The organism is Rhizobium laguerreae (assembly GCF_002008165.1).
Classification (GTDB): Bacteria; Pseudomonadota; Alphaproteobacteria; order Rhizobiales; family Rhizobiaceae; genus Rhizobium; species Rhizobium laguerreae.
Genome location: NZ_MRDM01000014.1, coordinates 702,982 through 729,135 on the forward strand (window position 1 = coordinate 702,982; position 26,154 = coordinate 729,135).

Annotated in this window: 27 protein-coding genes, 1 pseudogene and 1 riboswitch; of the genes and pseudogenes, 12 read left to right on the forward strand and 16 right to left on the reverse strand. The window is 61.8% G+C overall.

Annotation, left to right across the window (positions count from 1 at the left end):
• Nucleotides 1-5 precede the first annotated feature (5 nt).
• The 4 genes from BS630_RS19280 to BS630_RS19295 all read right to left on the reverse strand — a co-directional run bounded on the left by BS630_RS19280 (nucleotide 6) and on the right by BS630_RS19295 (nucleotide 4,292).
• Nucleotides 6-1,043 (reverse strand): FecCD family ABC transporter permease, encoded by a 1,038-nt coding sequence (locus tag BS630_RS19280; protein WP_077978667.1) that lies wholly within the window; start codon nucleotides 1,041-1,043, stop codon nucleotides 6-8.
• Nucleotides 1,040-2,044 carry a FecCD family ABC transporter permease gene (locus tag BS630_RS19285; RefSeq protein ID WP_077978668.1) on the reverse strand — a complete coding sequence of 335 codons (1,005 nt, stop codon included), beginning with the start codon at nucleotides 2,042-2,044 and terminating at the stop codon, nucleotides 1,040-1,042. The genes BS630_RS19280 and BS630_RS19285 overlap by 4 nt, the downstream gene beginning before the upstream one ends.
• Before the next feature lie 20 nt (nucleotides 2,045-2,064).
• Nucleotides 2,065-3,033, reverse strand: a complete 969-nt coding sequence (locus BS630_RS19290) for an ABC transporter substrate-binding protein (RefSeq protein ID WP_077978669.1) — start codon at nucleotides 3,031-3,033, stop codon at nucleotides 2,065-2,067.
• 155 nt (nucleotides 3,034-3,188) lie between these two features.
• Nucleotides 3,189-4,292 carry an adenylate/guanylate cyclase domain-containing protein gene (locus BS630_RS19295; RefSeq protein ID WP_077978670.1) on the reverse strand — a complete coding sequence of 368 codons (1,104 nt, stop codon included), beginning with the start codon at nucleotides 4,290-4,292 and terminating at the stop codon, nucleotides 3,189-3,191.
• Nucleotides 4,293-4,507: 215 nt separating this feature from the next.
• Here BS630_RS19295 and BS630_RS19300 point away from each other — a divergent pair, with 215 nt between their 5' ends.
• Nucleotides 4,508-4,732 carry a hypothetical protein gene (locus tag BS630_RS19300; RefSeq protein WP_017961130.1) on the forward strand — a complete coding sequence of 75 codons (225 nt, stop codon included), beginning with the start codon at nucleotides 4,508-4,510 and terminating at the stop codon, nucleotides 4,730-4,732.
• Nucleotides 4,733-4,846: 114 nt separating this feature from the next.
• Here the strand turns inward: BS630_RS19300 and BS630_RS19305 are convergent, their stop codons facing one another.
• Together BS630_RS19305 and BS630_RS19310 are read right to left on the reverse strand one after the other, a co-directional pair.
• Nucleotides 4,847-5,155, reverse strand: a complete 309-nt coding sequence (locus BS630_RS19305) for a GCG_CRPN prefix-to-repeats domain-containing protein (protein ID WP_077978671.1) — start codon at nucleotides 5,153-5,155, stop codon at nucleotides 4,847-4,849.
• Nucleotides 5,156-5,341: 186 nt separating this feature from the next.
• Nucleotides 5,342-5,788 (reverse strand): SRPBCC family protein, encoded by a 447-nt coding sequence (locus BS630_RS19310; protein WP_020050677.1) that lies wholly within the window; start codon nucleotides 5,786-5,788, stop codon nucleotides 5,342-5,344.
• Nucleotides 5,789-6,034: 246 nt separating this feature from the next.
• Nucleotides 6,035-6,177, forward strand: a riboswitch (FMN riboswitch).
• A gap of 77 nt (nucleotides 6,178-6,254) precedes the next feature.
• On the opposite strand from BS630_RS19310, the gene BS630_RS19315 reads away from it, so the two are divergent.
• Both BS630_RS19315 and BS630_RS19320 read left to right on the forward strand, forming a co-directional pair.
• Nucleotides 6,255-6,689: a 6,7-dimethyl-8-ribityllumazine synthase gene (locus tag BS630_RS19315; RefSeq protein WP_077978672.1), complete on the forward strand. Its 435-nt coding sequence runs from the start codon at nucleotides 6,255-6,257 to the stop codon at nucleotides 6,687-6,689.
• Nucleotides 6,690-6,945: 256 nt separating this feature from the next.
• A complete protein-coding gene (locus BS630_RS19320; protein WP_077978673.1) occupies nucleotides 6,946-7,635 on the forward strand; it encodes a VOC family protein in 690 nt (229 codons plus the stop codon).
• A gap of 208 nt (nucleotides 7,636-7,843) precedes the next feature.
• Here BS630_RS19320 and BS630_RS19325 read toward each other — a convergent pair whose 3' ends face one another.
• The gene (locus BS630_RS19325) at nucleotides 7,844-8,377 is read right to left on the reverse strand and encodes a cytochrome b (protein ID WP_077978674.1); all 534 of its coding nucleotides are present in this window, start codon (nucleotides 8,375-8,377) and stop codon (nucleotides 7,844-7,846) included.
• The gene (locus tag BS630_RS19330; RefSeq protein ID WP_077978675.1) at nucleotides 8,358-8,834 is read right to left on the reverse strand and encodes a MarR family winged helix-turn-helix transcriptional regulator; all 477 of its coding nucleotides are present in this window, start codon (nucleotides 8,832-8,834) and stop codon (nucleotides 8,358-8,360) included. The genes BS630_RS19325 and BS630_RS19330 overlap by 20 nt, the downstream gene beginning before the upstream one ends.
• 98 nt (nucleotides 8,835-8,932) lie before the next feature.
• Between BS630_RS19330 and BS630_RS19335 the strand changes: the two are divergent.
• Nucleotides 8,933-9,303: pseudogene (locus tag BS630_RS19335) on the forward strand (antibiotic biosynthesis monooxygenase family protein).
• Nucleotides 9,304-9,377: 74 nt separating this feature from the next.
• Here the strand turns inward: BS630_RS19335 and BS630_RS19340 are convergent.
• A complete protein-coding gene (locus BS630_RS19340; protein ID WP_077978676.1) occupies nucleotides 9,378-10,262 on the reverse strand; it encodes a LysR family transcriptional regulator in 885 nt (294 codons plus the stop codon).
• 123 nt (nucleotides 10,263-10,385) lie between these two features.
• Between BS630_RS19340 and ampC the strand changes: the two genes are divergently transcribed.
• Complete coding sequence (ampC, locus tag BS630_RS19345) at nucleotides 10,386-11,543, forward strand: class C beta-lactamase (protein ID WP_077979235.1); 1,158 nt, start codon at nucleotides 10,386-10,388, stop codon at nucleotides 11,541-11,543.
• 104 nt (nucleotides 11,544-11,647) lie between these two features.
• On the opposite strand, the gene BS630_RS19350 is transcribed toward ampC, so the two are convergent.
• Both BS630_RS19350 and BS630_RS19355 read right to left on the reverse strand, forming a co-directional pair.
• Nucleotides 11,648-12,424, reverse strand: a complete 777-nt coding sequence (locus BS630_RS19350; RefSeq protein ID WP_077978677.1) for a DUF1194 domain-containing protein — start codon at nucleotides 12,422-12,424, stop codon at nucleotides 11,648-11,650.
• A gap of 113 nt (nucleotides 12,425-12,537) precedes the next feature.
• Nucleotides 12,538-13,440, reverse strand: a complete 903-nt coding sequence (locus BS630_RS19355) for a LysR family transcriptional regulator (protein ID WP_077978678.1) — start codon at nucleotides 13,438-13,440, stop codon at nucleotides 12,538-12,540.
• A gap of 194 nt (nucleotides 13,441-13,634) precedes the next feature.
• Between BS630_RS19355 and BS630_RS19360 the strand changes: the two genes are divergently transcribed.
• Together BS630_RS19360 and BS630_RS19365 are read left to right on the forward strand one after the other, a co-directional pair.
• Nucleotides 13,635-14,360 carry an SDR family NAD(P)-dependent oxidoreductase gene (locus tag BS630_RS19360; protein WP_077979236.1) on the forward strand — a complete coding sequence of 242 codons (726 nt, stop codon included), beginning with the start codon at nucleotides 13,635-13,637 and terminating at the stop codon, nucleotides 14,358-14,360.
• The gene (locus BS630_RS19365; RefSeq protein WP_077978679.1) at nucleotides 14,354-14,842 is read left to right on the forward strand and encodes a RidA family protein; all 489 of its coding nucleotides are present in this window, start codon (nucleotides 14,354-14,356) and stop codon (nucleotides 14,840-14,842) included. The genes BS630_RS19360 and BS630_RS19365 overlap by 7 nt, the downstream gene beginning before the upstream one ends.
• 81 nt (nucleotides 14,843-14,923) lie before the next feature.
• Here the strand turns inward: BS630_RS19365 and BS630_RS19370 are convergent, their stop codons facing one another.
• A complete protein-coding gene (locus tag BS630_RS19370; RefSeq protein WP_077978680.1) occupies nucleotides 14,924-15,463 on the reverse strand; it encodes a Pycsar system effector family protein in 540 nt (179 codons plus the stop codon).
• A gap of 130 nt (nucleotides 15,464-15,593) precedes the next feature.
• Here BS630_RS19370 and BS630_RS19375 point away from each other — a divergent pair, with 130 nt between their 5' ends.
• Nucleotides 15,594-19,352 (forward strand): FecR domain-containing protein, encoded by a 3,759-nt coding sequence (locus BS630_RS19375; protein WP_077978681.1) that lies wholly within the window; start codon nucleotides 15,594-15,596, stop codon nucleotides 19,350-19,352.
• The gene (locus BS630_RS19380; RefSeq protein ID WP_077978682.1) at nucleotides 19,352-21,322 is read left to right on the forward strand and encodes a CHASE2 domain-containing protein; all 1,971 of its coding nucleotides are present in this window, start codon (nucleotides 19,352-19,354) and stop codon (nucleotides 21,320-21,322) included. Before BS630_RS19375 ends, BS630_RS19380 begins: the two co-directional genes overlap by 1 nt.
• A gap of 31 nt (nucleotides 21,323-21,353) precedes the next feature.
• Here BS630_RS19380 and BS630_RS19385 read toward each other — a convergent pair whose 3' ends face one another.
• Nucleotides 21,354-22,106, reverse strand: a complete 753-nt coding sequence (locus tag BS630_RS19385) for a nucleotidyltransferase domain-containing protein (RefSeq protein WP_077978683.1) — start codon at nucleotides 22,104-22,106, stop codon at nucleotides 21,354-21,356.
• A gap of 283 nt (nucleotides 22,107-22,389) precedes the next feature.
• On the opposite strand from BS630_RS19385, the gene BS630_RS19390 reads away from it, so the two are divergent.
• Nucleotides 22,390-23,085 carry a fumarylacetoacetate hydrolase family protein gene (locus tag BS630_RS19390; RefSeq protein WP_077978684.1) on the forward strand — a complete coding sequence of 232 codons (696 nt, stop codon included), beginning with the start codon at nucleotides 22,390-22,392 and terminating at the stop codon, nucleotides 23,083-23,085.
• 10 nt (nucleotides 23,086-23,095) lie between these two features.
• Nucleotides 23,096-23,626, forward strand: a complete 531-nt coding sequence (locus BS630_RS19395) for a gamma carbonic anhydrase family protein (protein WP_077978685.1) — start codon at nucleotides 23,096-23,098, stop codon at nucleotides 23,624-23,626.
• 40 nt (nucleotides 23,627-23,666) lie between these two features.
• Here BS630_RS19395 and BS630_RS19400 read toward each other — a convergent pair whose 3' ends face one another.
• Nucleotides 23,667-24,374 (reverse strand): methyltransferase family protein, encoded by a 708-nt coding sequence (locus BS630_RS19400; RefSeq protein WP_183594419.1) that lies wholly within the window; start codon nucleotides 24,372-24,374, stop codon nucleotides 23,667-23,669.
• Nucleotides 24,375-24,463: 89 nt separating this feature from the next.
• On the reverse strand, nucleotides 24,464-24,865 hold the full coding sequence (locus BS630_RS19405; protein ID WP_077978687.1) for a hypothetical protein: 402 nt from the start codon (nucleotides 24,863-24,865) through the stop codon (nucleotides 24,464-24,466).
• A gap of 441 nt (nucleotides 24,866-25,306) precedes the next feature.
• On the opposite strand from BS630_RS19405, the gene BS630_RS19410 reads away from it, so the two are divergent.
• Nucleotides 25,307-25,663 carry a hypothetical protein gene (locus BS630_RS19410; protein ID WP_077979237.1) on the forward strand — a complete coding sequence of 119 codons (357 nt, stop codon included), beginning with the start codon at nucleotides 25,307-25,309 and terminating at the stop codon, nucleotides 25,661-25,663.
• Nucleotides 25,664-25,692: 29 nt separating this feature from the next.
• On the opposite strand, the gene BS630_RS19415 is transcribed toward BS630_RS19410, so the two are convergent.
• On the reverse strand, nucleotides 25,693-26,091 hold the full coding sequence (locus BS630_RS19415) for an ester cyclase (protein ID WP_077978688.1): 399 nt from the start codon (nucleotides 26,089-26,091) through the stop codon (nucleotides 25,693-25,695).
• Between the last annotated feature and the right edge of the window lie 63 nt (nucleotides 26,092-26,154).

The following is a 26,154-nucleotide window of genomic DNA, read 5'->3' on the forward strand; positions in this document are numbered from 1 at the left end:
CGGCCTCACATGGTTTTGCGCAGCAGCGCGAGCAGAAGCGGCACGCCGAAAACAGCCGTCACCACCCCGATTGGGATTTCCTCCGCCTGTCCCAGCAGCCGGCCGGCGAGATCGCCGAGCGTAACGATGATGGCGCCGAGCACGATCGTCAGGGCAAGCGACAGGATGAAATTCCTCCCCGCCAAAAAGCGGGCGAGGTGCGGCACGATGAGTCCGACGAAGACGACCGGACCGACCGCGCCGACGGCGCTCGCCGCAAGTGCGCAAGACACGATCAGCACGAGCGTGAACTGCCGCCGATAGGCAAGTCCGAAGGACCGGGCAACAGGCGCATCGAATTGCAGCAGCATCAGCGGCCGGTAAATGGCCGGCAACATGGCCAGTCCGGCGATCGTGAACGGCAGCAGGAAGAGCGCGTGATCCCAGCTGCGGGCGTAAAGGCTGCCCGAAAGCCATTCGAGAATGATCTCGATGCGGGCCGACCCCCATCCGGCGATGAGGCCGATCGCCAGTGCATGCAGCACCGCGCCGACCGCCACACCGCAAAGCGTGATGCGCAGCGCACTCAAGCCGAGCCGAAAGGCCAGCAGATAGATGGCGCCGCCGGAGAGCATGCCGCCGGCGAGCCCGGCGGCGGGCAGCCATGCGACCGGCAGCTCGGCAAGCGTGTTCGAGCCGGGCTGGAAGATATAGACGGTGAACAGCAGGAAGATCGTGACGGAGAGCGTCGCCCCTTGCGACACACCCATCAGCGACGGGTCGGCAAGCGGATTGCGGGTGATGGTCTGTAACAGATATCCCGCCAGCGAAAAATGGATGCCAGCCAGAATGCCGGTGACGATGCGCGGAAGCCGGATATCGAGAATGATCGAACGCGATTCAGAGGATCCGCCGCCGGTCAGCACGGCTACAACATCCGCCATCGGAATATCGGCGACGCCGAGGAAGATCGCGGCGGCAAGCGACAAGACCGCCAATGCGGCGAGCGCGGCAACCATCCATGCGGCCGAGAAGCCAACCTTTGTCGAAACCGAAGCGGTCATCGCGTTTCACCCGCAAGGTTGAGCTGCCCGCGCTGGATGAGGTAAATGAAGACGGGACCGCCGAGCAGCGCGGTGATGATGCCGACCGGCAGCTCGCGCGGAATGGCGACACTGCGGGCGATAACGTCGGCGACCGTGACGATCAGCGCGCCGAGGGCGGCGGATAATCCGATCTCCCATCCCGTGCCCCGCGGTTTGAGCAGCCGGGCAATATGGGGAGCGGCAAGGCCGACGAAGGCGACCGGCCCGGCGACCGGCGCGACCCCCGCCACCGGGATGACGGCGAGAATGAGGATGAGCGGTTTCCACAGGCCGAGCTGAAGCCCCATGCCGGCCGCCGCATGATCGCTCAGCATGAACATGCCGATGACGCGCCGGAGAACGAGCGCACCGGCGACGCCGGCGACCGTCCAGGGCAGCATGTAGAGGAGGTGCGACCAGGTGCGCCCCTGGAAGCCGCCGGCCAGCCAGAAGAGCAGCGATGCCGATTGGGGCCCGGTTAGTAAAAGCACATAGGTGGTGATCGCGCCGAGGAAGAGCGAGACGCTGACGCCGCCGAGCGCAAGCTGCAGCGGCCGCCCCTGCCCGCCGCGCGACACCCAGAATGTCACCGAGGCAGCCGCTAGCCCGCCGGCAAGGCCGATGAAGGGATAATAGCCGGCCGAAAGCCAGGGCACGAACACGAAACAGCAGACGATCGGCGCGACCGCCCCCGATGTCACGCCGGTGATGCCGGGATCAGCCAGAGGATTGCGCGTCAGCGTCTGCAGCACGTAGCCGGAAACAGCAAGCCCCGCGCCGCCGGCAACGGCCGTCAGGCTGCGCGGCAGACGCAGCGTCCAAACAAGGATGGATTCGATCTTCCCATCGGGTGCGAGGAGCACGCGGACCGCCGTCTCGATCGAAATCGGCTTTGCGCCGACCAGCAATCCGAGCATCACGGCCAGCATGGATGCAACGACGATGAGCCCTATGGCCAGGAACGATTGCCGGGGGCTCATCGCAGGTCTTTTCCTGAGCTTTAGTTCTGTAGTTCGGCGGGGATCAGCTTGGCGGCCTCCGCTTTGACATCAATGGCCGGGAACGTATCGGGATAGAGATAATGTGCCGCCTCGCGCAGGACGATTTCGCGGGCGATCGGGCCGTTGGTCTCGACCCACTGGTCGCCGACATAGAAGACCCGGTTGTTCTTGACCGCCGACAGCTGCGACCAGATCGGATTGCTCTCATGCGGGCGATCCGGGCCGGAATCATAGATGAAGATGACCTCGGGATCCTTCTCCAGCATGGTTTCGAGGCTGAGATCGATGCCGAATTCACCACCTGGGCTCTTCGGCCCCGGAATATTGTCACCGCCGATTGCGGCGACGATCGAAGCCGAGGTATTTTCCGTGTGGAAGGCGAAAGGTGTTGCGCCACCCCACATGATCAGGAAGCGGGGATGAACATCCTTCGGCGCCTTGGCTGCGTACTCTGCAAGATGCTTGCGGAAATCGGCATTCAGCTGCTCGCCGCGTTCGGGCTTGCCGAGCAGCATCGAAAGCGCGGCGGTTTCGCTGTAGCTCTCTTCGAGCAGTTCCATATTGTAAGCGACATAGGGGGCGATGTTCTGCAGCTGCGCCGCGTTGCCGACGGTATAGCGGCGGATCGCGATGATCAGGTCCGGCTTGGCTTCGGAAAGAAGTTCCAGATTGGGTTTGGCACGCTGGCCGATCTGCTTCATCCCGGAGGTCAGGCCGAGCAGGAAATCGGGTTCGCGGCCCGCCGTCATATAGGTGCTCGCAACGGGCTTGATGCCGAGCGCCAGCGCGACGTCATCGGCGAAATAGGAAATCGAGGCAATGCGCTTCGGCTGCGCCGGGACTTCGACGGTGACGCCGCGGTCGTCAACGATCGAGACTTTCTTGCCCTCTTCGGCCCGAGCGGCCCCTGCCATCAGAATTGCAGACAGACCCAGAGCAGAGAAAAACGTGCGTGTGTATCGAGCCATGCGTGAAACCTCCCGTGCGATGTGCGGACAGGCTTTAGCTAAAAAAGCGGAGTTTCACAATCATGATTTTGCGGTGCGATTTCCCGGGTGGACAAATCGCAACTGGAAGAAACCGTTGCATATCCAACTCCATCGGGCAGTGTCCTGTTGACGGCTCAATCCGCCGGCAGCGTGAACACCGCACAAGGGTCGGCAATGCCGCGCAAGGTATGCTCTCCGAGCGGCGTCAGCGCCGTCGCCGTATTCGCTGCCACCGCGCCCGAGATCAGCACGCTTCGGCCGAGCGGCTTGCAGAGCCCTTCCAGCCGGCTGACCAGATTGACGGCGGGGCCGATGGCGGTGAAATCCAGCCGGTCGGCCGCGCCGATATTGCCCCACAGGATTTCCCCGAAATGCAATGCTGCGCCGAAGGGCAGCGGCGCCAGCCCCTGCGCCAGGCGTATCTGGTCGAGATGGGCCATGCCGGCACGGCTCGCGGCAACCGCGCGAAGGGCGGCCTCGCAGGCCTCGCGATCCCCTCGGCCAGCGTCTGCCTCGACCGACCCAGCCGTGACCGGAAAGATCGCCAGCACACCGTCGCCCATGAATTTCAGCACCTCGCCGCCGAAGGCGTGCACGGCGCCTGCCACACGATCGAACCAAGCGTCCAATGTGGCGATCATTGCGTGCGGCTCGGTCACCTCCGAAAGCGCGGTGAAATCGCGCAGATCGGCGCAGAGAAGAGCGGCACGGATGGTCTCGCCGGTGCCGCGGGCAAGCTCGCCGGCCTGCACCCGGGCGGCACTACGCCGGCCGAGATAGGCTTCGAGCAGAGCTGCCCGCGCCTCCCGCGCCGCGAGTGCTGCGAGTGGTGCGGCGGCAAAACGCGCAACCTCGCGCAGCCGGTCGGCGTCGGCCGGAGCGAATGCGCCCGACCCTGCCCGGTTGTCGATACCCGCCCAGTCGAGCATGGGACTATCCTGCGAAGGCCCTATTCGCTCCTCCCATACCGGCCCGAGCCCGGTCAGCCAGTCGCGCCCGGCCTCGCTCTGCGGAGCCGCGGCAAAGGCCAGCGCCTCGATGACAGCACCGGTCTCGGCCCGCCATAGCCAGGTGCGCCGTGCAATGATCGGATGCGGCACCGAAAGCGTCAGCGTGCCGCCGGAAAGCGGCAGTCCGTCGGCCAGCAGCCGGCGCCCGAGTTCGGCCAGAAACCGTTCGGGACCAGGCGAGGCTCCGGCCTCATCAACCAGCCAGGCAAGGGGAGACGGCAGATCCATCGCTTAACATCGCACGCCCACGTGGACATCCGCAAGGACATCCCCGGGTGATCGTGGGGACGTTTCCAGCGACTCGGCCTGTCGCCCGCAAAGGCCGTCCGCATCGGCTGTCGAAAACCATTCGGCGTGGTGGAAAACAAAAAATAAACACTTTAAACTTGCGCGACTTTGATTCCACTATAGGGTCGTTCGTCATCGTGTGATTGAGGGGTGCGATGGGCACGATATTCTGGCCGAAAGATCCGCTGGATGGGAATGACATGACGCTGCTGACGTCGATCCTTAGGCGATGGTGCGAAAGACATCAGGTCGAGCTGACGGCGGAGGAGAGCAGCCGCAAGGCGAAGGAACTCGTCGAATGGTTCGAATTCGGCGTCAAGGACCCGGTCGAGCTCGAGGAGCTGATCGACGACAAGTACTGGCTCGTCAGCAGGATCTGACCGTATCGGACAAATCGGGAGGACGCTGCCGGTCAGCGTCGTGAAGCTGTCTCATCAGAAAAGGCCGGGCGAAAATCGCCCCGGCCTTCGTCCATCTCCAACTAAGCAAGACCCTTAGTCATCATCCCGCCAACGGCGGTCGCGATCCCAGCGCCGCTCATGGCGCCAGCGCGGACCATCCCAATCCCGGTGACGCCGCTCCCAGCCCCAGCGGGGCGGGCCACCGTAGAAAGCTACCGGCGGTGGGCGGCGCCAGTTTCGCCGGCATTCGCCCCAGCGCGTCAGATGCCAGCCGCGACCGCAGGCGTAGTCGACCTTTGTGACATTGCTCTGGACATTGATTGTCCCCATCGGCATCGCCTGCGCTGTGCCGAACGAGAGGCTGCCAGCGAGCAAGGCAGCCGCGATAGAAAGTGCCTTCATCGAGAACTCCATTTCAATCCAGCCGTCCACACCTTATGACCGCCAAATTGAACTGGAGATGAACTGCGCGTTCATGTTTGCGGGAGAAAAAGAAGCGCTTCCGCACGGCTGGTCCGAGCGCTCGCCGACCGCTGTTGTCGCAACGGCAAGCGCTTCAGAACCGCCCCGCCGCCCGCAAAAAATTGTTCATGTCCTGCCGTAAAAAGGATCGGGACCCGGATCCCCCCCGGCGGCGACCTCGGTCAGCCGTCCGAGATAATGTGCCCAGCCTTCCGCATGGCCGGCGCATTGCTCGGCGCTCGGCAGGCCGCTGTGGGTGAGCCGCAGCAGCGTTCCGCCCCCCTGCTCGATCAGGTCGATCTCGACTAGGCTCGACCCCGGCGGCACCACCTCGCTGCCGTCCCAGCCGAAGCTGTAGGCAAGGCGATGAACCGGCACCACCTCGCGAAACGAGCCGCGCGCAAAGCGCGCGCCGGTAACGTTGACGAGATAGAGCCCGCCGGGCTGCGGCTCGACCTGCGCTTCCGTTCCCATCCAGCGCAGGATCTTTTCCGGGTCGGTCATCAACGCGAACACCGCAGCCGGCGGCGCCGCGATATGCGCCTCGCGGTGGACGACAAAGGGGTCTTGCATCTCTCTCTCCCATGGTTTCCACGGCCCTGCCCGTCTCCGGTGGAGACGGCGCAGCCTGTCTTGCCGTGCTATTCTGACGTGAATATCCTCACGCACAGCATGTAGGCGCAAGCCCATCCTCCGCAAGAGGGCTTGCCCGTCGCGATCGACCAACAAGCGAAATCGCCGGGTCGGGAGCGCTGATGCTGCATTGGCCGCCAAGCATTTCGACCTATTGCCAGCCCGTCACCTTCCCCCTATTGTTCGCGCCGTTCTCAGGGCGGGGTGCAAGTCCCTACCGGCGGTATGCAATTTAGATTGCGAGCCCGCGAGCGCCTTCTCAGGAAGGGTCAGCAGATCAGGTGAGATGCCTGAGCCGACGGTCATAGTCCGGATGAAAGAGAACGTGCGTTCCTGCCGCCCTGCGGCTGTCGGGGACGTTCGTGATCGCCTTGGGTGATGTGTCTGTTCGCCAAAGGAGATTACCATGACACCCACCCGCTATGCCTTCGTCAAAGCCAGCTGGCACGCCGATATCGTCGACCGCGCCCTAGATGGCTTCCATCAGCTTATTCCGCCCGAGCAGATCGATGTGTTCGATGTTCCCGGCGCATTCGAAATGCCGCTGCTGTCGCGCGATCTTGCGGCAACCGGACGCTATGCCGCTGTCGTTGCCGCCGCCTTCGTCGTCGACGGCGGAATCTACCGCCACGAATTCGTCGCCCAGGCCGTCGTCGATGGGCTGATGCGCGCCGGCATGGATACCGGTGTGCCGGTGCTGTCGGTTTCGCTGACGCCGCATCAGTATCAGGAAACCGAGCACCACAAACAGATCTACCGCGCACATTTCGTCGAGAAAGGGCGCGAGGCAGCAAAGGCGGCTCTGACGATCGGCAAAACCCGCGCCGCTCTCGCCGCGTAAGAACTTCCTGCACGCCGGCTCGACGAGCCGCAGGACGACAGACGAAGGTGGCGGGGAACCGACCCCGCCGCCTCACGGACGACATGCCCTCACCAACCGCACGAATCGAGAGCGACGCGCCGTGTGTCGCAGCGGACTCCGCCAATACCGGCCAAATCAGACAGAATAATTGATTCGACGACCCCACCGCGCCGTGGTCAACTTGACCGTCACGTGTCCGCAATTCTCAAGACATCCAGAACCCAAGGAGCTTAAGATGAGCAATGCACTGCGCAGCGAACCCCCCATTGAGACCCCGAGAACACAGCCCGTCGATACCAAGCTCGAGGTGGTCGTCATCCCCGTTTCCGACGTCGACCGCGCCAAACGTTTTTATGACGACCTGGGCTGGCGGCTCGACGCCGACTTCGCCAATGATGCCGACTTTCGGGTGATCCAGTTTACGCCGCCGGGCTCCGGCTGCGCGATCATCTTCGGCAAGAACGTCACCGCCGCCGCCCCCGGCTCCGCCCAGGGCCTCTACCTCGTCGTCTCCGACATCGAGGCCGCCCGCCGCGATCTCATCGCCCGCGGCGTCGAGGTCAGCGAAGTGTTCCGTGACGCGGCCGGCGTCTATGCCGGCAAGGACGAACCATACCTGTTCGGGCGGCTCCGCATTGCCGGCCGCGATCCCGATCACCGCAGCTATCGCTCCTTTGCCTCCTTCAAGGATCCCGATGGCAACGGCTGGCTGTTCCAGGAAGTCACCACGCGCCTGCCGGGACGCATCGACGCCGACGGGACGACATTCACAACGTCGACCGATCTCGCATCAGCCATGCGCCGTGCAGCGACCGCGCACGGCGAACACGAGAAGCGAAACGGCGGCAAACACGACGAGAACTGGCCGGACTGGTACGCCGAATACATGGTCAGCGAACAGGCCGGCAAGCAGCTGCCCTTATAGGCAAGGGCGGCGACGTCACGCAGACGGTGACATCATTTGAGAAGCGTCTCGGCGGGCAACGGCGCGGTGCTTTATCGCGCCTTCTTGGCGCACAGCGTTGATCGTCGAATTGGGCGTGGCACTGGCCAGCTCCTTGCCGGCTTGGTGATCTGCGTCTCCTGAGTCAGGCCCGAGAAGCCAAACATTAGACATCGACGGCGGCGGGATCTCAGCCGCCATACCACATTCGCCGCAGCAGGTGATCACCGCGGACGAACTGGTGATAGAGCGCGGCGCTGGCATGGAAGACCAGCAGGCCGACAAGCAGGAAGGCGCCGAACCCATGCGGGCCACGCGGCGGATAGGTGGTGAAATCAGGCAGCGTGGCGCCGGCTGCCCCGAAGACGGCGGGAGCAGCGCCGCTGAGGATCATCATTCCGATGCCGCTGGCAACCATGCCGAGAATGAAAATGTAGAAGGCGAGGTGAACAAAGCCCGCCAGCCGCTCCTGCCAGCGAGGCGATGCCTGCACCGGCGCAGGCTTGCGATCGAAACGCCACCACCAGACAATGCGGAGAGCCGTGAGAAGCAGGACGACGATCGCCACCGGAATGTGGAAACGCAGCAGCCCGGCCTTGGTCACCGCGTCCATGGCGTTGGCAGCCCGGAAGCCGGAGCCGAGCAGCGCCAGGATCAGAACCGCACTCAACCAGTGGATCGAGACCGCTATTGCGCCATGGCGATCAGGCCTGCTCTTCAACATCTCCATGTCCTTCCAGTTTGCTGCGCAGCGCCTTCATGACGGCATGCGTGGTTTTGATATCCTCGACCTGAAGCCCTTCCGAGAGCATGTCGACCCAGGGGGCCTGCAGGTGCATGGCGGTTTCATATGCCTGTTTTCCTCTGTCCGTCAGCACGACGAGCTGTGCCCGTCGGTGGTGCGGGTTGGGCTCGAACGCCAGAAGCCCTTCCTTCTCCAGATCGTTGACGATGCGCTGGACGTTCTGGCGGTTGGCCCCCATGTCGCGCGCCAGCCATGCGACCGGTTGTGGCCGGCCTGCTGTGATGACGGTGCCGAGGACATGCCAGCGGGCGCTGGTCAGGCCGAGCCCCTCGACGAGCTTGTCGCCGGCGTTGATCATCCGGTTATTGAGCCGGAAGAGATCCAGAATGAGGTCGGTCAAGGCTGTTCCGGCCGGGGTCCGTTGAGGTTCGTGCATTTGTCACCATAAAGCTATATTGACACCATAGTGTCAAATTGATTATGTATCCATATCACCAGATTGACATCATGTAACCAAATCAGATGGAGTCGACCATGTCGCTCATGCGCCCGATGGACCCTGCCTTCCCGATCGATCGCCAAATCGCGATCGATGCCTCCGCGATCGTCCTCATCAACCTCTTCACGCTCGACAAGGCCGATGAGCAGGCCTTCCTTGATGCCTGGCAGGCCGATGCGGCCTTCATGAAACGGCAGCCGGGCTTTATCTCGACCCAGATGCATCGCGCCGTCGGCGAAAGTCCTGCTTATCTCAATTATGCCGTCTGGGAATCGACCGCCGATTTCCGGGCGGCATTCTCGCATCCGGAGTTTCGGGGGGGAAGCTCTCGGCCTATCCGTCCTCGGCGGTCGCCTCACCGCATCTCTTCCAGAAGGTCGCCGTGCCGGGCATCTGTGTGGCGTAAGCAAAGCGGCGGCGGTGGAGGCATGAAGTCCTTGAGCGTCGGGATGATCTCGGCCTCCGGCTCGCCGGAAGCTGTCATTGCGATGCGGAAGACATCTGCGACATCATCCAATCGGAAAATGCGAGCATGGCTGCTGTTGGCGGCCTTGATTGCAGTCGGGTCAGCCAATAGCTTCCCAGCGATATGGTCGTGGGAAAAGGTTGTCTGATAGCCCCCGAGGATAGATGTCTGGAAAACATCGACGGCGGTGCCAGAGCGATCCCCAGTCCTTGCAGAGCCGCCTCCATCATCGCCAGGGAAGAGTCGAAGACGATACCGGCGTTTATCTGTGCCGCCGGCGGAACGTTCGCTGCGGCAAACCAGGTGCTCCACTCATCCGCTCGATAGCTCCGCAAAAGCGTCGCCTCGACCAGATCTGCAGGCGACCTTAAACGCTCCGCCAATTTGGGTGTGCACAGAGGAGAGAGCGGAGCCTCGAACAGACGCAGCGCCTCTGTGCCGTGCCAGGAGCCGCTGCCGAAGCGAATGGCAAAGTCCAGTCCCTCGGCCGCCATATCGACGCGATTATTGTTTGTCGAAACGCGCACATCGATGAACGGGTGCCGCAGTTGAAAATCCGAAAGCCTTGGCAACAACCAGCCGACGGCAAACGTCCCGACCACGCCCAGGAACAGCAATTCCCGAACCTGCCCGGCTTCAATCCGGTCCAGCGTGATCGCCATCTGATCGAAGGAATTGGTCAGGGTCGGCAAAAGAGCTTCGCCTTCTGCGGTGATTTTCAAGCCTCTTGGGAGGCGCTGAAAAAGCGCAGCCCCCAATCGCTTCTCCAGGCTTTTGACCTGCTGGCTGACAGCCGCCTGGGTAACGCAAAGCTCGATCGCAGCCCGGGTGAAGCTGAGATGTCTTGCCGATGCTTCGAAGGCCCTCAAGCCATTCAAGGGGAGGAATTGCCGAACCATCTTAGCCCTAGATTTTCTTGGATCTCCTCCGAGATATCATCGTTTGCTGCCGCAAAACAGTGCCATAAAATGCCGTCCTCATGCGCCTTTGCGCTGATGAAGCTGCTTTTAGAGGATGAAGAAATGACGCGTGATTGGATAGGAATTCTATCGGCCGCATTGGTCTCGACATGCATTTCCACAAGTGGCTTTGCGGCTGACGAGCTGAAACTGAAAGCCATCTCGGACGCCGCGATAAAACCAATCATGGATAAATACAGCATTCCGGGCATTGCCGTTGCCATCACCGCTGACGGACAGAACCACATCTTCAACTACGGCGTCGAGTCGAAGGACACGGGCAGGCCCGTCACCTCGGCGACCATGTTCGAACTGGGATCGATCAGCAAAACCTTTACAGTCACCCTCACCTCCTACGCAGACGTGACCGGCCGACTTTCGCTGTCGGACAAGGCAAGCAAATATCTTCCGTCGATGAAGGGAAGGCCCTTCGGCGATGTCGTCCTGATGGATTTGGGCACCCATACGGCTGGTGGATTTCCGCTGCAAGTTCCCGATGAAGTCAAAACCGAAAAGCAACTGATGGAGTATCTCGCAACCTGGAAACCATCATATGCCGCCGGAACGCACCGAACATACGCCAATCCAAGCATTGGCGCGCTCGGATATATAACGGCAAAAAGCATGGGCAAAGACTTCGCAGCTCTTATGGAAGAGCAATTGTTTGCTTCTCTCGGGTTGACGAGCACGTATATCAATGTGCCGAAATCGAAAATGGCCGACTATGCCCAAGGCTACAAGCGAAGCGGCGAGCCGGCTCGGATGACACCCGCCACTCTTTCGTCCGAGGCCTATGGAGTGAAATCCACAGCAGGCGACATGATCCGGTTCATCGACGCGAATATGGGACTGGTCGAATTGGACGATAAGCTCCAGCAGGCGATCACGAATACGCACACGGCATACTTCGATGTCGGCGCGATGGCCCAGGACCTTATTTGGGAACAGTATTCCTATCCTGCGACATTGACGACGTTGATGGACAACAATTCCAGCGCGATGCTCAAGACCATCCCCGTCAAGCAACTGATGCCGGCAATGAAACCGCGCGACGATGTGTGGATCAATAAAACCGGCTCAACGAATGGTTTCGGCGCATATGTCGCGTTCGTCCCGAAAGAGCGGCTCGGTATCGTCATTCTGGCCAACAAAAACTATCCCAACGAGGACCGCGTCTCCGCCGCTTACCAGATACTGACTGATATAATTTCGGCGCGCTGATCCGGTAGAGCATGATGCCGAAAAGTGTTCATGCTCTAACTATGTAATTCAGAACAGGATTGAGATTTTAGGCCGACCCGGCCTAAAATCATCCTGTTCTGGCATCAACGGTCGAAGATGTCCCGCCACTGCTTCTCACCGATCAGGCAGTCGGCACCCGCCTCGGCGCCGGCTGTTTCCTGCACCGTCGCCGCCGGGGAAATGCCGCTGATCTCCAGCACCAGCTTGCGGCGCACGGCAACGGCGAAATCCTCGATTTTGCGGACAGGCAGCACAAAGGCGCCGGGACCGCCGATCACGCAATCCGCATAATATTTATCGAGCCCGTTGGGCGCATCGGAAGGCCGCAGCATGATGGCGAGGCCATTGATAATCATGCCGGCTTCTATCGCCTTGTCGCGGGCGGGGGTGACAGGATCGCCGGAATTGTTCGGCCCATCGCCGGAGACATCGATCACCTGCCGCCTGGACTGAAAGGGACTGGAAACGATCATGCTGGCGCCCTGGGCGATCGCGGTGGAGATCGATGTGCGCCGCTGCGTGGCAATCGGCCGGGCTTCGAGCTTGTCGGCAAAAGCGATCGCGTCCTCTTCAGTCTCGATCACCTGCCAGTCGATGACGGAATCCTGGACGACATAGCCTGCCCATTCGAAATAGCTGATGGCGATGCGGCCGGTCAGCCCGCCCTTGACCGCGTCGATGAATTCCTTGTGCTTGAGCGCTTCGACATAGCCCTCGCGCTGGATCCCGATCTCCTCGAAATCCATCGACCGCGAGGTGTCGACGGCAAGTACGAGGGTCACATCGACCTCGCTTTCCCCCGCTTGCGCGATGGGGACGATGCCGGAAAGACTCATGAGCACCGCAAGTGTCGTCAGCATTGGCAATCCAATCCCTGCGCCATGCAAGCCGGCGAACTCTAACACAGCTTGGCCGAGGGAGGACGCTCGCCCACGCGCACGGCTTCAATTTTCGGTGATGGAATCGGAAGCCTTCAATGCAAGGGAAGCCACAAGGGGGTCTTCCATGCTTTCAGCGCCTCGAGAAAGACCTGCAATCGGGAGGGCAGGAAGCGGCGCGTGGGATAGACGGTGTGCACGAAAATTTCCTCGGACGACCAGTCCGGCAGCAGGCGGACAAGTTCGCCTCTTCTGATCTGTTCGTCGCAATAAGTCGAAGGAAGCAGGCCGATGCCGTGTCCGCGATAGGTAAAGGCGCTCACCGCATCGAAATCCCGGCTCGATACCGGCCCCGACACATGCAGGCGAACCGATTTGCGACGGCTCACGAGATGCCATTCTGCCTCGCCGTTGCGGCCGTTCAAGAGCACGCACTGATGGTCCTTCAGGTCTTCGGGCTTCAAGGGAAGCACCCTGGCCTTCAGATAATCCGGTGCGGCGACCAGATAGCGCACGCTCTTGCCGAGCCGCTGCGCCACGATGGAGGAATCCTTAAGATCGCCGAAGCGGATGGCGAGATCGATGTTCTCCGCGATCAGATCGAGGAACAGGTTGGTGACGAAGAGATCGAGCTGGATATTGGGATAAGTCTTCAGGAAGGATGAGATGAATTCGTAGAAGACTTCCTGCCCGAAGATGACGGGCACGGAGATCTTCAGCAGACCTTCCGGTTTTCTCTGTGTCTCGGTGAGCGCCTGCTCGGCGTCGACGAGATGGGCGAGCGGTTCGCTGCACCTGTCGTAATAGGCGCGGCCTTGCGCGGTCAGGCTCAGTTTGCGGGTCGTCCGCTGTATGAGCGTCACGCCGAGCTGCTCCTCCAGCGACGTCACCTTCCGGCTGACGGTCGATACCGGCATGCCGAGGGAATGGGCAGCGCGGCTGAAGCTGCCATACTGCGCCACCTTCACGAAAACGGCGATGTCGTTCAGATCGGCCATGCGTTGATTTTTGCATGGATGCAAAAGAGAATCCAGATATTTCCATCTAATCGGGTAATGAAGTTTTCGCCATATTCACCTTGCGAAAACAACCACAACCGATGGAGGCGCATTCGCAGCAGCCCCATCTCGAGCGACCCCCGCCTTTGCAACCGCAAGGCCCGCGTTGCCCGAACCAGATTATGGAGATCAGCATGACTACGAGAAAAACAGTCATCGTCACGGGCGCCTCCCAGGGTATCGGAGCCGGCCTCGTCAACGCCTTCATCCAGCGCGACTACAATGTCGTCGCTACCTCGCGCCAGGTCAGTGCTTCGGAGGCTTTCCAAGCCTCGGACAGGCTGGCGCTCGTCGATGGCGACATCGGCGATGCCGAAACCGCAGCGCTGGTGGCAAGGACTGCGATCGATCGCTTCGGCTCGATCGACGCACTCGTCAACAATGCCGGCATTTTTCTAGCCAAGCCATTCGTTGAGTTCACGATGGCCGACTTCGAGAAATTGTCCTCGACCAATCTCGAAGGCTTCATCCACCTGACCCAACAGGTCGTCAGGCAGATGCTCGCGCAGAAAACGGGCGGCAGCGTCGTCAGCATCACCACGCCATTGACCGATCATCCGATCGCCGGCTTCTCCGCCTCAGTCTCGATGATGACAAAGGGCGGCATCAACGCCATCTCCAAGAACCTGGCGATGGAATATGCGAACGAGCGAATTCGCTTCAATATCGTCGCTCCGGGTGTTGTGGACACGCCGTTGCACAAAGACAACCCGAAGGACTTCCTGAGCACTCTGTCGCCGATGGCAGGCATTTCCAATGTCGAGGAGATCGCCGATGCGGTCGTCTTCCTCACCGAAGCTCCGCGTGTCACCGGGGAGGTGCTGCACGTCGACGGCGGCGCACATCTGGGCAAATGGTAGACCATGCAAAAGCGCAGGCAGCCGGCGCGGAACGGCGGCTGCAGGATCTCGGCATCGCCCTTCCCCCACCGCCGACGCCCTTGGGCGCCTATGTCGAGGCGGTCAGAACCGGCAAGCTGGTCTTCTTCAGCGGTATGCTGCCGGTCGTCGACCGCAAGCCCCGCTATATCGGCCGCGTCGGCGGCGCGCTGACGGCCGAAGACGGCAGGAAGGCCGCCGAGACAGCGACCCTTAGCGCCCTTGCGGCCGCCAGGGAATATCTCGGCTCGCTGGACAGGGTGGCAAAGGTCGTCAAGCTCGGCGTCTACATCGCCACCGAAGGCGATTTTCGCGACCACCCAAAGGTCGCCGACGGGGCATCCGAAATGCTGCTCCAGGTCTTCGGCGAAGACAAACTCTCCGGCCGTATCGTCCTCGGCGTGGCCAGCCTGCCGTTAGGCGTGCCGATCGAGCTCGAGCTCGTTCTCGAGATCGAAGATTGAACCGGCGGGCGCGCCTCGGCGCGCCCTGCATTCTTGGCCGCGCCTGCGATCGGCGCATTCGCTGGTTCGCCGCTTACTCCCTCACAAAGCAATCAACAGCAGCACATAGGCGATCACGCTTACCATCAGCCCACGAAACGCGAAGGTGACGCAGCGGTATTTGTTGCGGGCGATGGCCGAAAGAATGTTGGCGTTTTCGAGATATTGGTCGAAGAGGTAGCGCTCGTCACGGCGAAGCGCGGCCTCGAAGAACATATCGCGATGATCAGGCCAGGCGCCCCAGAATAGCGAGGTTGAGGTGCCGAGACGCCGCGGCAGCACGACAAGAATCGCCGAGAGGATCGAGAAGACCGAGGCTGAGGCAAGCAGGCCGGAAAAGAGCATGCTGCCCGGTGTGCCGCCGGTGTAACGCGTCAGGCTGAACACGGCCCTCACCTCGCTGGAGCTCACCAGAAAGGCGAGCATGAAAGTAAAGATATAGGCGGCCTTTTGGTCGGATATCTTGATCTGATCATAAAATATGTCGTTGATTTTCTTGATATGATCGAAATACTCGGTGCTGACGTCCCCGCTTGAGGGCTTGCTCAGCATAACCTCAGTGGCATTTTCAAATTCACTCACCTGAATACTCCATACCCCAAAGTGTTTCCCTGATATTACACTTGACGACGAAAGCAAGAACACGTGTGCAACATACTTGACTTTTCCACTCTACACGGACAAAGGGGAAGCGGGGTATGGGGTCGAGGACATGCGGGGTTATTCCAGTAACATCTGTCGCGTCGGGATGGCGCTGGCGTTTGCCGTGCCCGGTTTCGGGCTGCCGGCGATGGCCGATCCCGTGCCGCGCGCTACGCCGGTCGCCGGCTCCGTCATCGCCCGCAAGATCGGCGAGGAAGTCCGCTTCATCGACGTGTCGAACTGGCGCGTCGTCGACATCAATCAGGATCTTTTGACCGGCGACGTGCTGCGCACCAACGCCAACGGCCAGCTCGCCATCGTCTTTTCCGATCACACCCAGGTCCGCCTCGGCCGCAATTCCTCGCTGCAGGTCAAGAAGATGGCTGCCGGCGGCGATACGGTGCTCAATCTCCAATCCGGCACCATCTGGGCACGCGCCGAGCGTGGCGGCCAGGGCCTGACGGTGGAAACACCGGCCGCCGCCGCCGCCATCCGCGGCACCGACTGGACCATGACCGTCGAGGGCGCCAAAACCTCGATGATCGTGCTCGAAGGCCGCGTAGCGCTCAGCAACCCGCAGGGCAGCGTCGAGGTGAACGAGGGCGAAGGGGCGGTCGCGACCATCGGCCAGGCGCCGAGCAAGATCATCAGCGTCAATCCTGACGACCGCGAACAGATGCTCTTCTATCTGGACTTGCGCGACGGCTTCGACCTGATGCCGACTTCGCCGCTGCGGGCCGACCGCATGGCGACCGAACGCCGCCGCCTGTTAGGGCTGCCGCCGGAGCGCCGCACCACCGAAGATTGGCTGGAACTTGCCGAAGTGCAGAGCGCCTTCGACGGACGCCAGGCTGCAGCCGCAACGCTGCAGAATATCCGTGGCCGCAAACTGACGACAGCCCAGCAGGCGCGCGTCGACCTGATCGACGCCACCATCGCCGGCTCGGAAAAGCGTTATGGCGATGCCGCCAGGCTCTTCCAGAAGGCCCTGCCGCATCTCGACCCGACACGCCGCAACATGGCCCAATATGGCGGCTATTTCGCCCGTTCGCTGGCCGACCCCGCCCATGCCGAACAGCCGCCGGCCAACACCACCGGCCCCTATGGCGCAATCATGCAGGCATATACCGCTGGCTTCCTTGAGAATCCGCGCGCGGCGATTGATATCATCAGGAAAGCGGAGCAGCGGTATCCCGATGATCCGACCCTGCCGGCAGTCCGCGCCCAGTTGGCGCAGCTCACCGATGACCGTGAGCAGATGAAGGAAGCAATAGAACGCTCGCTGTCGCTCGACCCCGATCATCCGATGGCGCTGTCGGCCCGTGCCGGCTACAAGGCAAGTTATGAAAGCGATATCAACGGCGCGCTTGCGGACCTGAACCGCGCCATCGCGCTTGCCCCCGGCGCATCGGGCACACTGAATTCTCTCGGCCTGCTGCAGAGTTCGCGCGATGCCAACGGCGAAGCGGAAAAGGCCTTCAAGAAGGCGATCGAGCTCGATCCGCAGGACCCGCTGCTGCACGCGAACCTCGCGATCCTCTATCTCGATCAGGCGCGCATGAAGGAGGCCAAGCGCGAAATCGACACCGCGATCGCTCTCGATCCATCCTTCGATCACGCCCTGCTTGCTCGCGGCCGCTATTACCTGCAGACCGGCGAGCGCGACAAGGCGCTGGCAGATCTGCTCGCCGCCAGCACCGCCAATCCCGCGCATTCGCAATCGCAGTTCATGCTTGCGGCCGCTCATTACGAAAAGGGCGACCGGCTTCCCTCCGAGCAGGCGCTCGACAATGCCAACCGCCTCGACGATGACGATCCTGTTATCTCGTCCTTCCGCACCGCGATCGATATCGACGATTATGATTCAGACGGCGCGATCCGCAACGCGCAGGAATTCCTGCGCCGCTCGCGCGCCCGCGGCGGCGATTACAGCGGCCTCGGCGCCAATGCGAGCGCCGGTTCGACACTGAACGACGCCTTCCGCCTGCAAGGATTGGATGCCTGGGGCCGCTATTACGGCGATGCCGTCTTCGATCCCTTCAACGGCACGGGTTATATCGATCAGTCGATCAAGGGCAGCATCTTTCCTTTCGTCAACGCGACCAGCTTCAGCGACGACAATATCATCCAGAACCGCGGCAACGCGTCGAGCTACTCATCCTTCATCCAGGGCCTGCTGCTTTCGCCGCACATGCTTTCCGGCCGCTCACGCTCGGTAACGCTGTTTGATGTGCCCTTCATCGAAGGCTCGCTCGGCGGCGGCATCAACAGCGTCGACGGCCATACGAGGCGTATCGGCGAGGCCGAAATCCAGGGCTATTCCAACGAAACCATTCCGCTCAGCTTCTACGGCAACCTGACCTGGGAAGAACTGGCCCTCGACGGGGATTATCGCGACTTTGGCGGCTTCGAGACCGAAAACAAGATCGTCGGCGGCAATGGCTACCTGACGGCAACGGTAACGCCGGACGATCGCGTAGTGGCCTATGTCAACCATGCCAAGAACGATGGCACGCTGAACGCGCTGTCGGCCGGCTCAGCACTGACGGACTTCCTCAACCTGCTAGGCGCTGGGGTACCGACTGAAATCTCTTCGCAATACAGTTATAGGCGCAATGTCAGCGAGACGACCAATGCCGGCCTCGGCTGGAGCCATACTTTCAGCTACGAGAATATATTGAACGGCGCCCTCCTCTATTCGGAAAGCAAGTCGCGGACTTCCACCTCCCTTCAGGTCGACGATGCGCCGGTTCTTGGCCTGCGTGACCCCGACATTATTCCGTTCTTGGACGGGACCGAGGAGCTGTCCTCGAAAACCTATATCGGCGCTCTCAGCCATTCCATCGGCAGCGGACCACTCACCTGGCGGTACGGCATCGAAGGCGGCTGGATCGATGCCAGCACGACCACTTTCTCTCGCCTTCATGAACTCTTTCCGCGCTTCCCGGTCCTCCCTGAGACCACTAGCGGCCCGGATACATTCGGCAACCGCGTCAATATCGGCCGCGCCTATATAGACGTGCTGCACGAGATCACGCCCAATCTCAAGGGCGAATATGCTCTCTTCGGCACGCGTATGGAAGGCGATGGCGTCGATGTCAGCCGGTTCGAGCCGCGCTTCGGCCTTGCCTGGTCACCCGTCCAGAACCATTGGCTGCGCGCCGCCTTCATGCGCCAGAGCCTCGACACCGGCGTACCCACTCTTGCCCCGATTGGCATCCTCGGCTTGCAGGCCAACCAGTATTCGGTGGGCGTCGATGGCTATACCGACACGGCGGCGCTGCAATGGGATGCCGAGTGGACGGACCGTTTCTTCACCTCGGTCGAATACCAGCACCAGGAACTGCATGATTTCTCGATCGACTTTCCGCTGATCTCGCTTCCGGCGGCCGACAGCCTGCCGCTGTCGCGCGGCAGCATCGACCGCGCCGCCGTGACTGCCAACGTCGCGCTCGGCTACGGTTTCGGCCTTTCCGCCACCTACGCCTATATGGAATCGGAGAACAAGGACCCGCTGGAACCGAATTACGGCGGTTCGCTGCCGTTCATCCCGAAGAATTCCGGCCAGATCGCACTGACCTGGGTCAATGAAGCCAAGGTCAAGGCGACGGTGGCGGCCAATTATATCGGCGAGCGCGACGGCGACGATCTCGGCACCAAGCTCGACGATTACTGGAGCCTCGACGCCCACTTGGTCTGGGAACCGTTCGACAAGCGCATCGAGCTGGAAGCAGCCGCCTATAACCTGCTCGACGAGGACTTCGAGATCACCCCCGGCGTGCCCGGCTGGGGCCGCGCTTTCAAGGGCACGCTCAAAGTTCGCTTCTGATGCGGCCGCAGGAGAAGTCGCGGCAGGCAGGGCAGACCAGGAGCCGACATCTCAGGCTGCTTGTGCTGTCGCTGACGACGCTGATCGCCATCTCTTTTCTATCGCGCCTGCCCGCCTGGTCGCTGCTGGAGCTCCGAAGCTTCGACTATCTCTCGACAGTCGACGATCCCCGTCCGCCGCCCGGCGGACCCGTCATCGTCGCGATCGACGAACCCTCGCTTGCCGATATCAATGCGCAATGGCCCTGGCCGCGCAGCCTACATGCCGAGCTCATCAGCCAGCTGCGCGCCGCCGGCGCCCGCGTCATCGGCTTCGACATCATCATGGCCGAGCCCTCGAACCCCGATAATGACGCGGCGATCACCAAAGCGGTCGGCCCCGATACCGTGCTTGCCGGCGACGAAACGCTGATCGAAACGCCGCAGGCCTCGCAGCTGATCCGCGCGACACCCCTGCCGCAGCTCACCGAAGCAGGTGCCGTGACCGGCATCGCCTCCGTCGAACTCAGCGGCGACGGCACCTTCCGGCGCATCCCGGGCTATGAGGACGGCTTTGCCGCCATGCTGACCAAGGTCGCCGGCGTGGCCCCCGAGACCTTGCCGGCCGGCCGGCTCATCCAGTCGTTTGGCCCGGCCCGCAGCTATCCCACCGTCTCGTACTATCAGGCGCTCGACCCGAAGAACCTGCTGCCGCCGGATTATTTCAAGGATCGCATCGTGCTGGTCGGCCTCAGCCTGCAGAATGCGCCCGCCATCGATAAAGGCGGCGTCGATGCCTTCGCGACGCCCTATACCGTCCATACCGGCAAGCTCGTCTCCGGCGTCGAGATCCAGGCGACGATCTACGACAATATCCGCAGCGGCTTGTCGATTGCAGAGGCCCGGCTGCCGACGGTCGCCGCCTGTATCCTGATATCGGTCCTGCTGGCCGCAACCACCGTCTGGCGCGCAACCGGATGGCTGACGATCGTGACCAGCGCGGCGGCCCTCCTTGCCTTCGCCGCCGTCAGTGCCGCCGGTATGCGGCTAGCCTATATCTTCGTCTCGCCGCTTGGCCCGACCGTCGCCTATATCTCCGTCGTCTTCGGCCAGGCCGCCTTCGATTTTGCCGAGGAGCGCCGCAACAAGCGCCAGATCACCCGCGCCTTCGCCCAATATATCTCGCCAGATCTCGTCCGGCGCCTGTCGCAGGATCCCTCGCAGCTCAAGCTCGGCGGCGAGCGGCGCACGCTGTCGGTGTTGTTTTCCGATGTACGCGGCTTCACCACCATCGCCGAGACACTGAAGGACGATCCGGAGCAACTGACCGGCCTGATCAACCGGCTGCTGACGCCGCTTTCCGACGTGGTGATGGATCATGGCGGCACGATCGACAAATATATGGGCGATTGCATCATGGCCTTCTGGAACGCGCCGCTCGACGATCCCGAGCATGCGCTCCACGCAGTCAAAGCCTCGCTCGCCATGCAGGCGGCGATTTCGAACCTCAACCGTGAGCTGGAACGGGAAGCCGCAGCACGCGGCGGCAAGCCCCACGTCTTGAAAATGGGCGTCGGCATCAACACCGGCGAATGCATCGTCGGCAATATGGGCTCGACCCGCCGCTTCGACTATTCCTGCCTCGGCGACAGCGTCAACCTTGCCTCCCGCCTCGAAGGCGCCTCGAAGAATTATGGCGTGGCCCTGCTGCTCGGCGAGGAGACCGCAGGGCTGGTCGCTGGCACCTACACCGTCGTTGAGCTCGATCGCATCATCGTCAAAGGTCGCACCGTACCTTCGCCGGTCTATACCGTCGTGCACAAGGCCGACGCCGAAGCCCTTGCCGCCCATCGGGCCTTCACGCAAGCGAAATACGCCGGCACTCTTGCGCCATCCGACCCCGCCTTCGACAGGCTGGCCGCCGATATTCCCGAGCTTGCCCCCTATTACGCGATCGTCCGGGAGGCGCTGGTCGAGTCTGGCGAGGAATGAGCGAGCAGAACGCAGTCAACGCAAATCGATACTATCCCAGGTGGCGCGCTTCCAGCGGCGCGTCCTGCTTGAAACCCTCGAAATAGCGGCCGCCATGCAGGGCAAGCTCCCGGTCGGCCAAAGCCAGAAATCGCGCGCCGTCGCCTGCTGCCGCCAGTCTGAACGCCGCGTCGAATTCGGCTGCCAGTTGCGCATCGAGCTTCTTCATGAGGCGCGGCGCCCATTTTCCGCGGCCGGTCCATACGCCGCGTCCGAGCAGAATCAGGTCGGCCAGCTTTTGGTAGAGAAGTGCGGCGATGGCGGCGATCTCTTCGGGCGGGCGGGCGCCGCGCAGGTCATCGGCCAGATCGGTGACCTGATAGCGCAGCAAGTCGTAGTCTGCCCCGGCAAGAGGTTTCGGTCCCGCCGCCAGCATCCTTGCCGCCCTTGCCTGTATGACGCGGGCGTTGTCGATATCCGGCCCCAGTATACTGCCCGTGACAACCATGTTGACCATGATGGGATAACCGCTGTCTGCATCCTGATGGAGATAATGCGCCAGCGTCTGCGGATCGTGGACGAAGGCCTCAACCGGAAACCCATCCACGCTGAACGACTCCCGCCAGGCTCTTTGGAGCGACGGGAACACCACGACCAAATCGATATCCGAAAAGGTGGTGCCTTCGCCGCGCATGATGGAGCCGGCGACATAGGCGAATGCGGCCCCGGCATAGCGGCTGGCGATGCAGTGGCGGGCGACGGCCAGCGCCCGCTCCGCAAGAACATGTTTCTGGATATCGTCCACGATCTCGTCCTCGAATACGGGGCACAGGCGGGAACAAAAAACCCGCTCGTTTTCGGCGGGTTGGTTTCAGCAGCAATGAACGGAATTCAGTTCACGCGTCTACCACCCACCGCGGCGCGGTGGTCGTAGACGTCGTCGAAACTGTAAAAATCCTGCTCATGGCTAAGGTTAACGCGCAGCCGCGATACCGTCAATGCACCGAGCCGGACGCCAAGGACGGCTTTCCCGGCGCGATGTTTTGCGTCTAAGATGCATCAAGACTCGAAACAGGAAGAGCCCGCCAATGTCCGATCCCGCCACCGTCATCCCGCTTCCGCAACCGGTGTTGTTGCCGGTCGAAAGCAGCGCCGAGCGTTTTCCGGTGCGCCGCGTCTATTGCGTCGGGCGCAACTATGCCGACCATGCGATCGAGATGGGCCATGATCCCAGCCGCGAACCGCCCTTCTTCTTCCAGAAGAATGCCGACAACCTGCTGCCGGCTGGCAATGCCTTTCCCTATCCGTCGCTGTCATCAGATGTGCATTACGAGGTCGAATGCGTGCTGGCGCTGAAATCAGGCGGCGCAAACATCGAGGCCGCGGACGCGCTCGACTGCGTCTATGGCTATGCCGTCGGCATCGACTTCACCCGCCGCGACCTCCAGGGCGAGGCAAAGAAGCTTGGTCGTCCCTGGGAGATCGGCAAGGCCTTCGAACATTCCGCCCCTATCTCCCCAATCGTTCCGGCAAGCAGCCTCGGCCACCCCGCGCAGGCGAAGATTTGGCTGGAACAGAACGGCAAGCGCGTGCAGGACGGCGATCTCAACCAGATGATCTGGAAGGTGCCGGAGATCATCGCCGAACTGTCGAAGCTCTTCACTCTCGCAGCCGGCGATATCATCATGACCGGCACACCCGCCGGCGTCGGCGCCGTAGCCAGGGGCGATAGTATCAACTGCGGCATCGACGGCGTCGCCACCCTATCGGTCGAGGTCGTCTGAGGAGAGAGTAATGCCCGTCTACGCGCTTGGCGGATCGACGCCGAAACTGCCCGCCGCCGGCCTCTATTGGATTGCACCGGATGCCAACATCATCGGCCAGATCGAACTCGGGGAGAATGTCGGCATCTGGTTCGGCGCCGTGCTACGCGGCGACAACGAGCCGATCACCGTCGGCGAAGGCACGAACATCCAGGAAGGCGTGATGGCCCATACGGATATGGGCTTCCCGCTGACAACAGGCAAAGGCTGCACCATCGGCCACCACGCCATCCTCCACGGCTGCACCATCGGCAACAACGTGCTGATCGGCATGGGCGCCACCATCCTGAATGGTGCGAAGATCGGCAACAACTGCCTCGTCGGCGCCAATGCTCTGGTGACCGAAGGCAAGCAATTCCCCGACAACTCGCTGATCGTCGGGGCACCGGCGCGGGTCGTGCGCCAGCTCGACGAAGCGGCGGTCGAGGGCATCCGCCGCTCGGCAGAAAACTACGTCGCCAACTGGCAACGCTTCGCCAGGGATCTCAGGCAGATCGGGTGATCGGATAAGTCGGCGGCGGGTGGCGAAGCACCCTCTCCGCTCACCAGACTCCCGGAATCCAGCGCCACCGCACACGCTCCATGTACTCCGCATAACCTTCGAGGCCCTTGCGCAGTTCGGCTTCCTCGCCGAGCGTGCGGCCGAACAGGACGACGACGAGCAGGCCGGCGGGGATCAGCGCGTAGAGCGATCCAAGCGACAGCGCCATGCCGGCGCTGAGCACGATGGCGGTTGCGTATCCGGGATGGCGGATTACGGCGTAGGGTCCGGTGTCGATCACCTTGTGGTCGCGGTTGGTCTGAATGCGCACCGTCGGCTCGAAATGCCGGTTGACCGATTGCGCCCAGGTCAGGCCGAGATAACCTGATGTCATCAGGAGATAGCCGATAAAGACGACCCAATCGGGCTGCGGCGCCCAGTGGAAACGTCCGTCATCGAATGCGCCGACCGGAAGAATGGCAGCAAAGAGAATGATCGTCAGCGTCGCCACCACGGCGTCCCAGGATTTGGTACCCTTCTGGTATCGGCTGCGCGCCGCAAACAACTCCGGATTCGTCCGCCAGATCCAGATGATTGCGACAGCAGTCAGCACAAGGAACAGGCCGAGAAAAATCCAGCCGCGCGGCCAGTCGAGCGTGCCGGCCGGCCAGAACAGCGCTACAAACATCACGGCAATGGTGATGGCGAGCGATCCGAGCGACGGCGCCGCGGCGAATGAGTGACCGGGCCGAGTGTCCCGCTGCGTCATGATCGCTCTCCGTTCCATTACGGCGCCCAGCGTCCTCTTGGACGCGCAGAAGGATGCTGCGCATGGCGGATTTCATAAAAAAAATCGCCTTACTCGGCGGCTTCGAGAAACTGGGTGTTTCGTGAGGATGAGGCAAGAGCCTGAACCCTGGCCTCGGCCTTGGCGATCAGCTGATAGAATTCGTCCTGCGCTTCGACATCCAGCTGAATGACGGCATTGACGTCATCAGGCGTATCGCAAACGCAGGCGACCGCAGAAATCGGACAGATGCCGCCGGGATAACGCCTGCCGGCGCCCGTATAGGCGCGACGTCCCCAACGCTCGGAATAGACCGTCTCTTCCCGCTCGAGCTGCAGGATCGTTCCCTTGCAGGCGGTCACGATAGCCGCCTTGCCGTAGGCGAACCAGTGATAGTTCAGCCTCCGGAGAATATATTTGCCGGTGATATCTTCGCCAGCCAGTTCGGCAGGGTTTTCAATCATTCTAATCATGACGGCTTCCTCAACGTTTAAACAATATCCGACATGTCTTCGCGCGCAGCAAGTCAAAAAACGCAGCTTTTGGAGACACTTAGTCACAAAGTGTTTCCGATTCTTACATTAAGCACGCGCCGAGCCCCCCTAGTGCGCACAATTCTTCGTCGAATTTCCCGCAACCTGCTACCGATTTCGTCATGGTCCGAGGTGGCGGTCACGTCAATGTCCCCTCGTGTTTTTCGGCGCGGGCTCGATAAGTCTCCCTGATTGGCCCGAAGACCGCGCCGTTTTCATCCCCGGAAGCGGGCGGCTGGTTTGCCGGTTCGCCATGAGCATGATGCCGAAAAGTGTGAGCAGTTTTCGGATGGCATCGTGCCCTAACTCTTTAATTTAGAACAGGATTCAGGCTTTAGGCCGACAGGACCTAAAATGATCCTGTTCCAGCAGGAGAGCATCATGGTCGACGCGATCAACCCCATCTCCGCCACCGCCGCGTCCGAACCCACCAAGGTCGGCACCAGCACCTCGATCGGCTCCGAACCAGACAATGCCTGGGTCGCCGCCCGCCAGTCGCAGATCACGGCCGATCAGCTGGCAGCGAAGAAGGCCGCAAAAGGTCTCATCCCGCACGCGGATCTGATCGTCGAAAACGAGGAGCATCCGCAAAAGCGGCACGGGCATGCGGCATCGGACGACGGGGAAGAGGCCGGCGAACAGGCGGAACAGCCGGTCTTGTCAGGTGAAAGCGATCGGATCGGCACCCGGAATTTCGACGACGACACACCCTTCGGCGAGCGCGTCGCCATCATCTGATCGACGCAGACCGGAAACCGTCCGCGCCGTCAATTCGAGCCCGCAAGCCGGGCTTCGATCGCCGACTTATCGATGACCGACCAGACCTCGACGATCTTGCCGCCGCGAAATTCGTAGATGACGTTCTCGGTGAAGGAAAGGCGCCTGCCGTTCACATCGAGGCCGAGGAATTTTGCCTTTGGCCTGCAATCGAAGCCGAGCCGGCAGGCGATGTATGGGGGATCGCAAAGCAGCATCAGCACCTTGAAATAGAGATCGGGAATCTCATCGAAGTCCTGCTCGAGCATGCCGACATAACCCGGCAGCCCGAGCCGCCGGCCGTTATGAACCGCATCGTCGCCGACGAACTGCCCGAGATTGTGCCAGTCCTGCCTGTTCAGGCAGGCGATGTAGCCGCGGTATATCTCCGCGAGTTCGGTTTTCGTCACGCGATCGCCCCCGGCTTGGTTTCTCAGGCAAAGATAGCGCCGGGATCAGCACTTGCCAGCAGC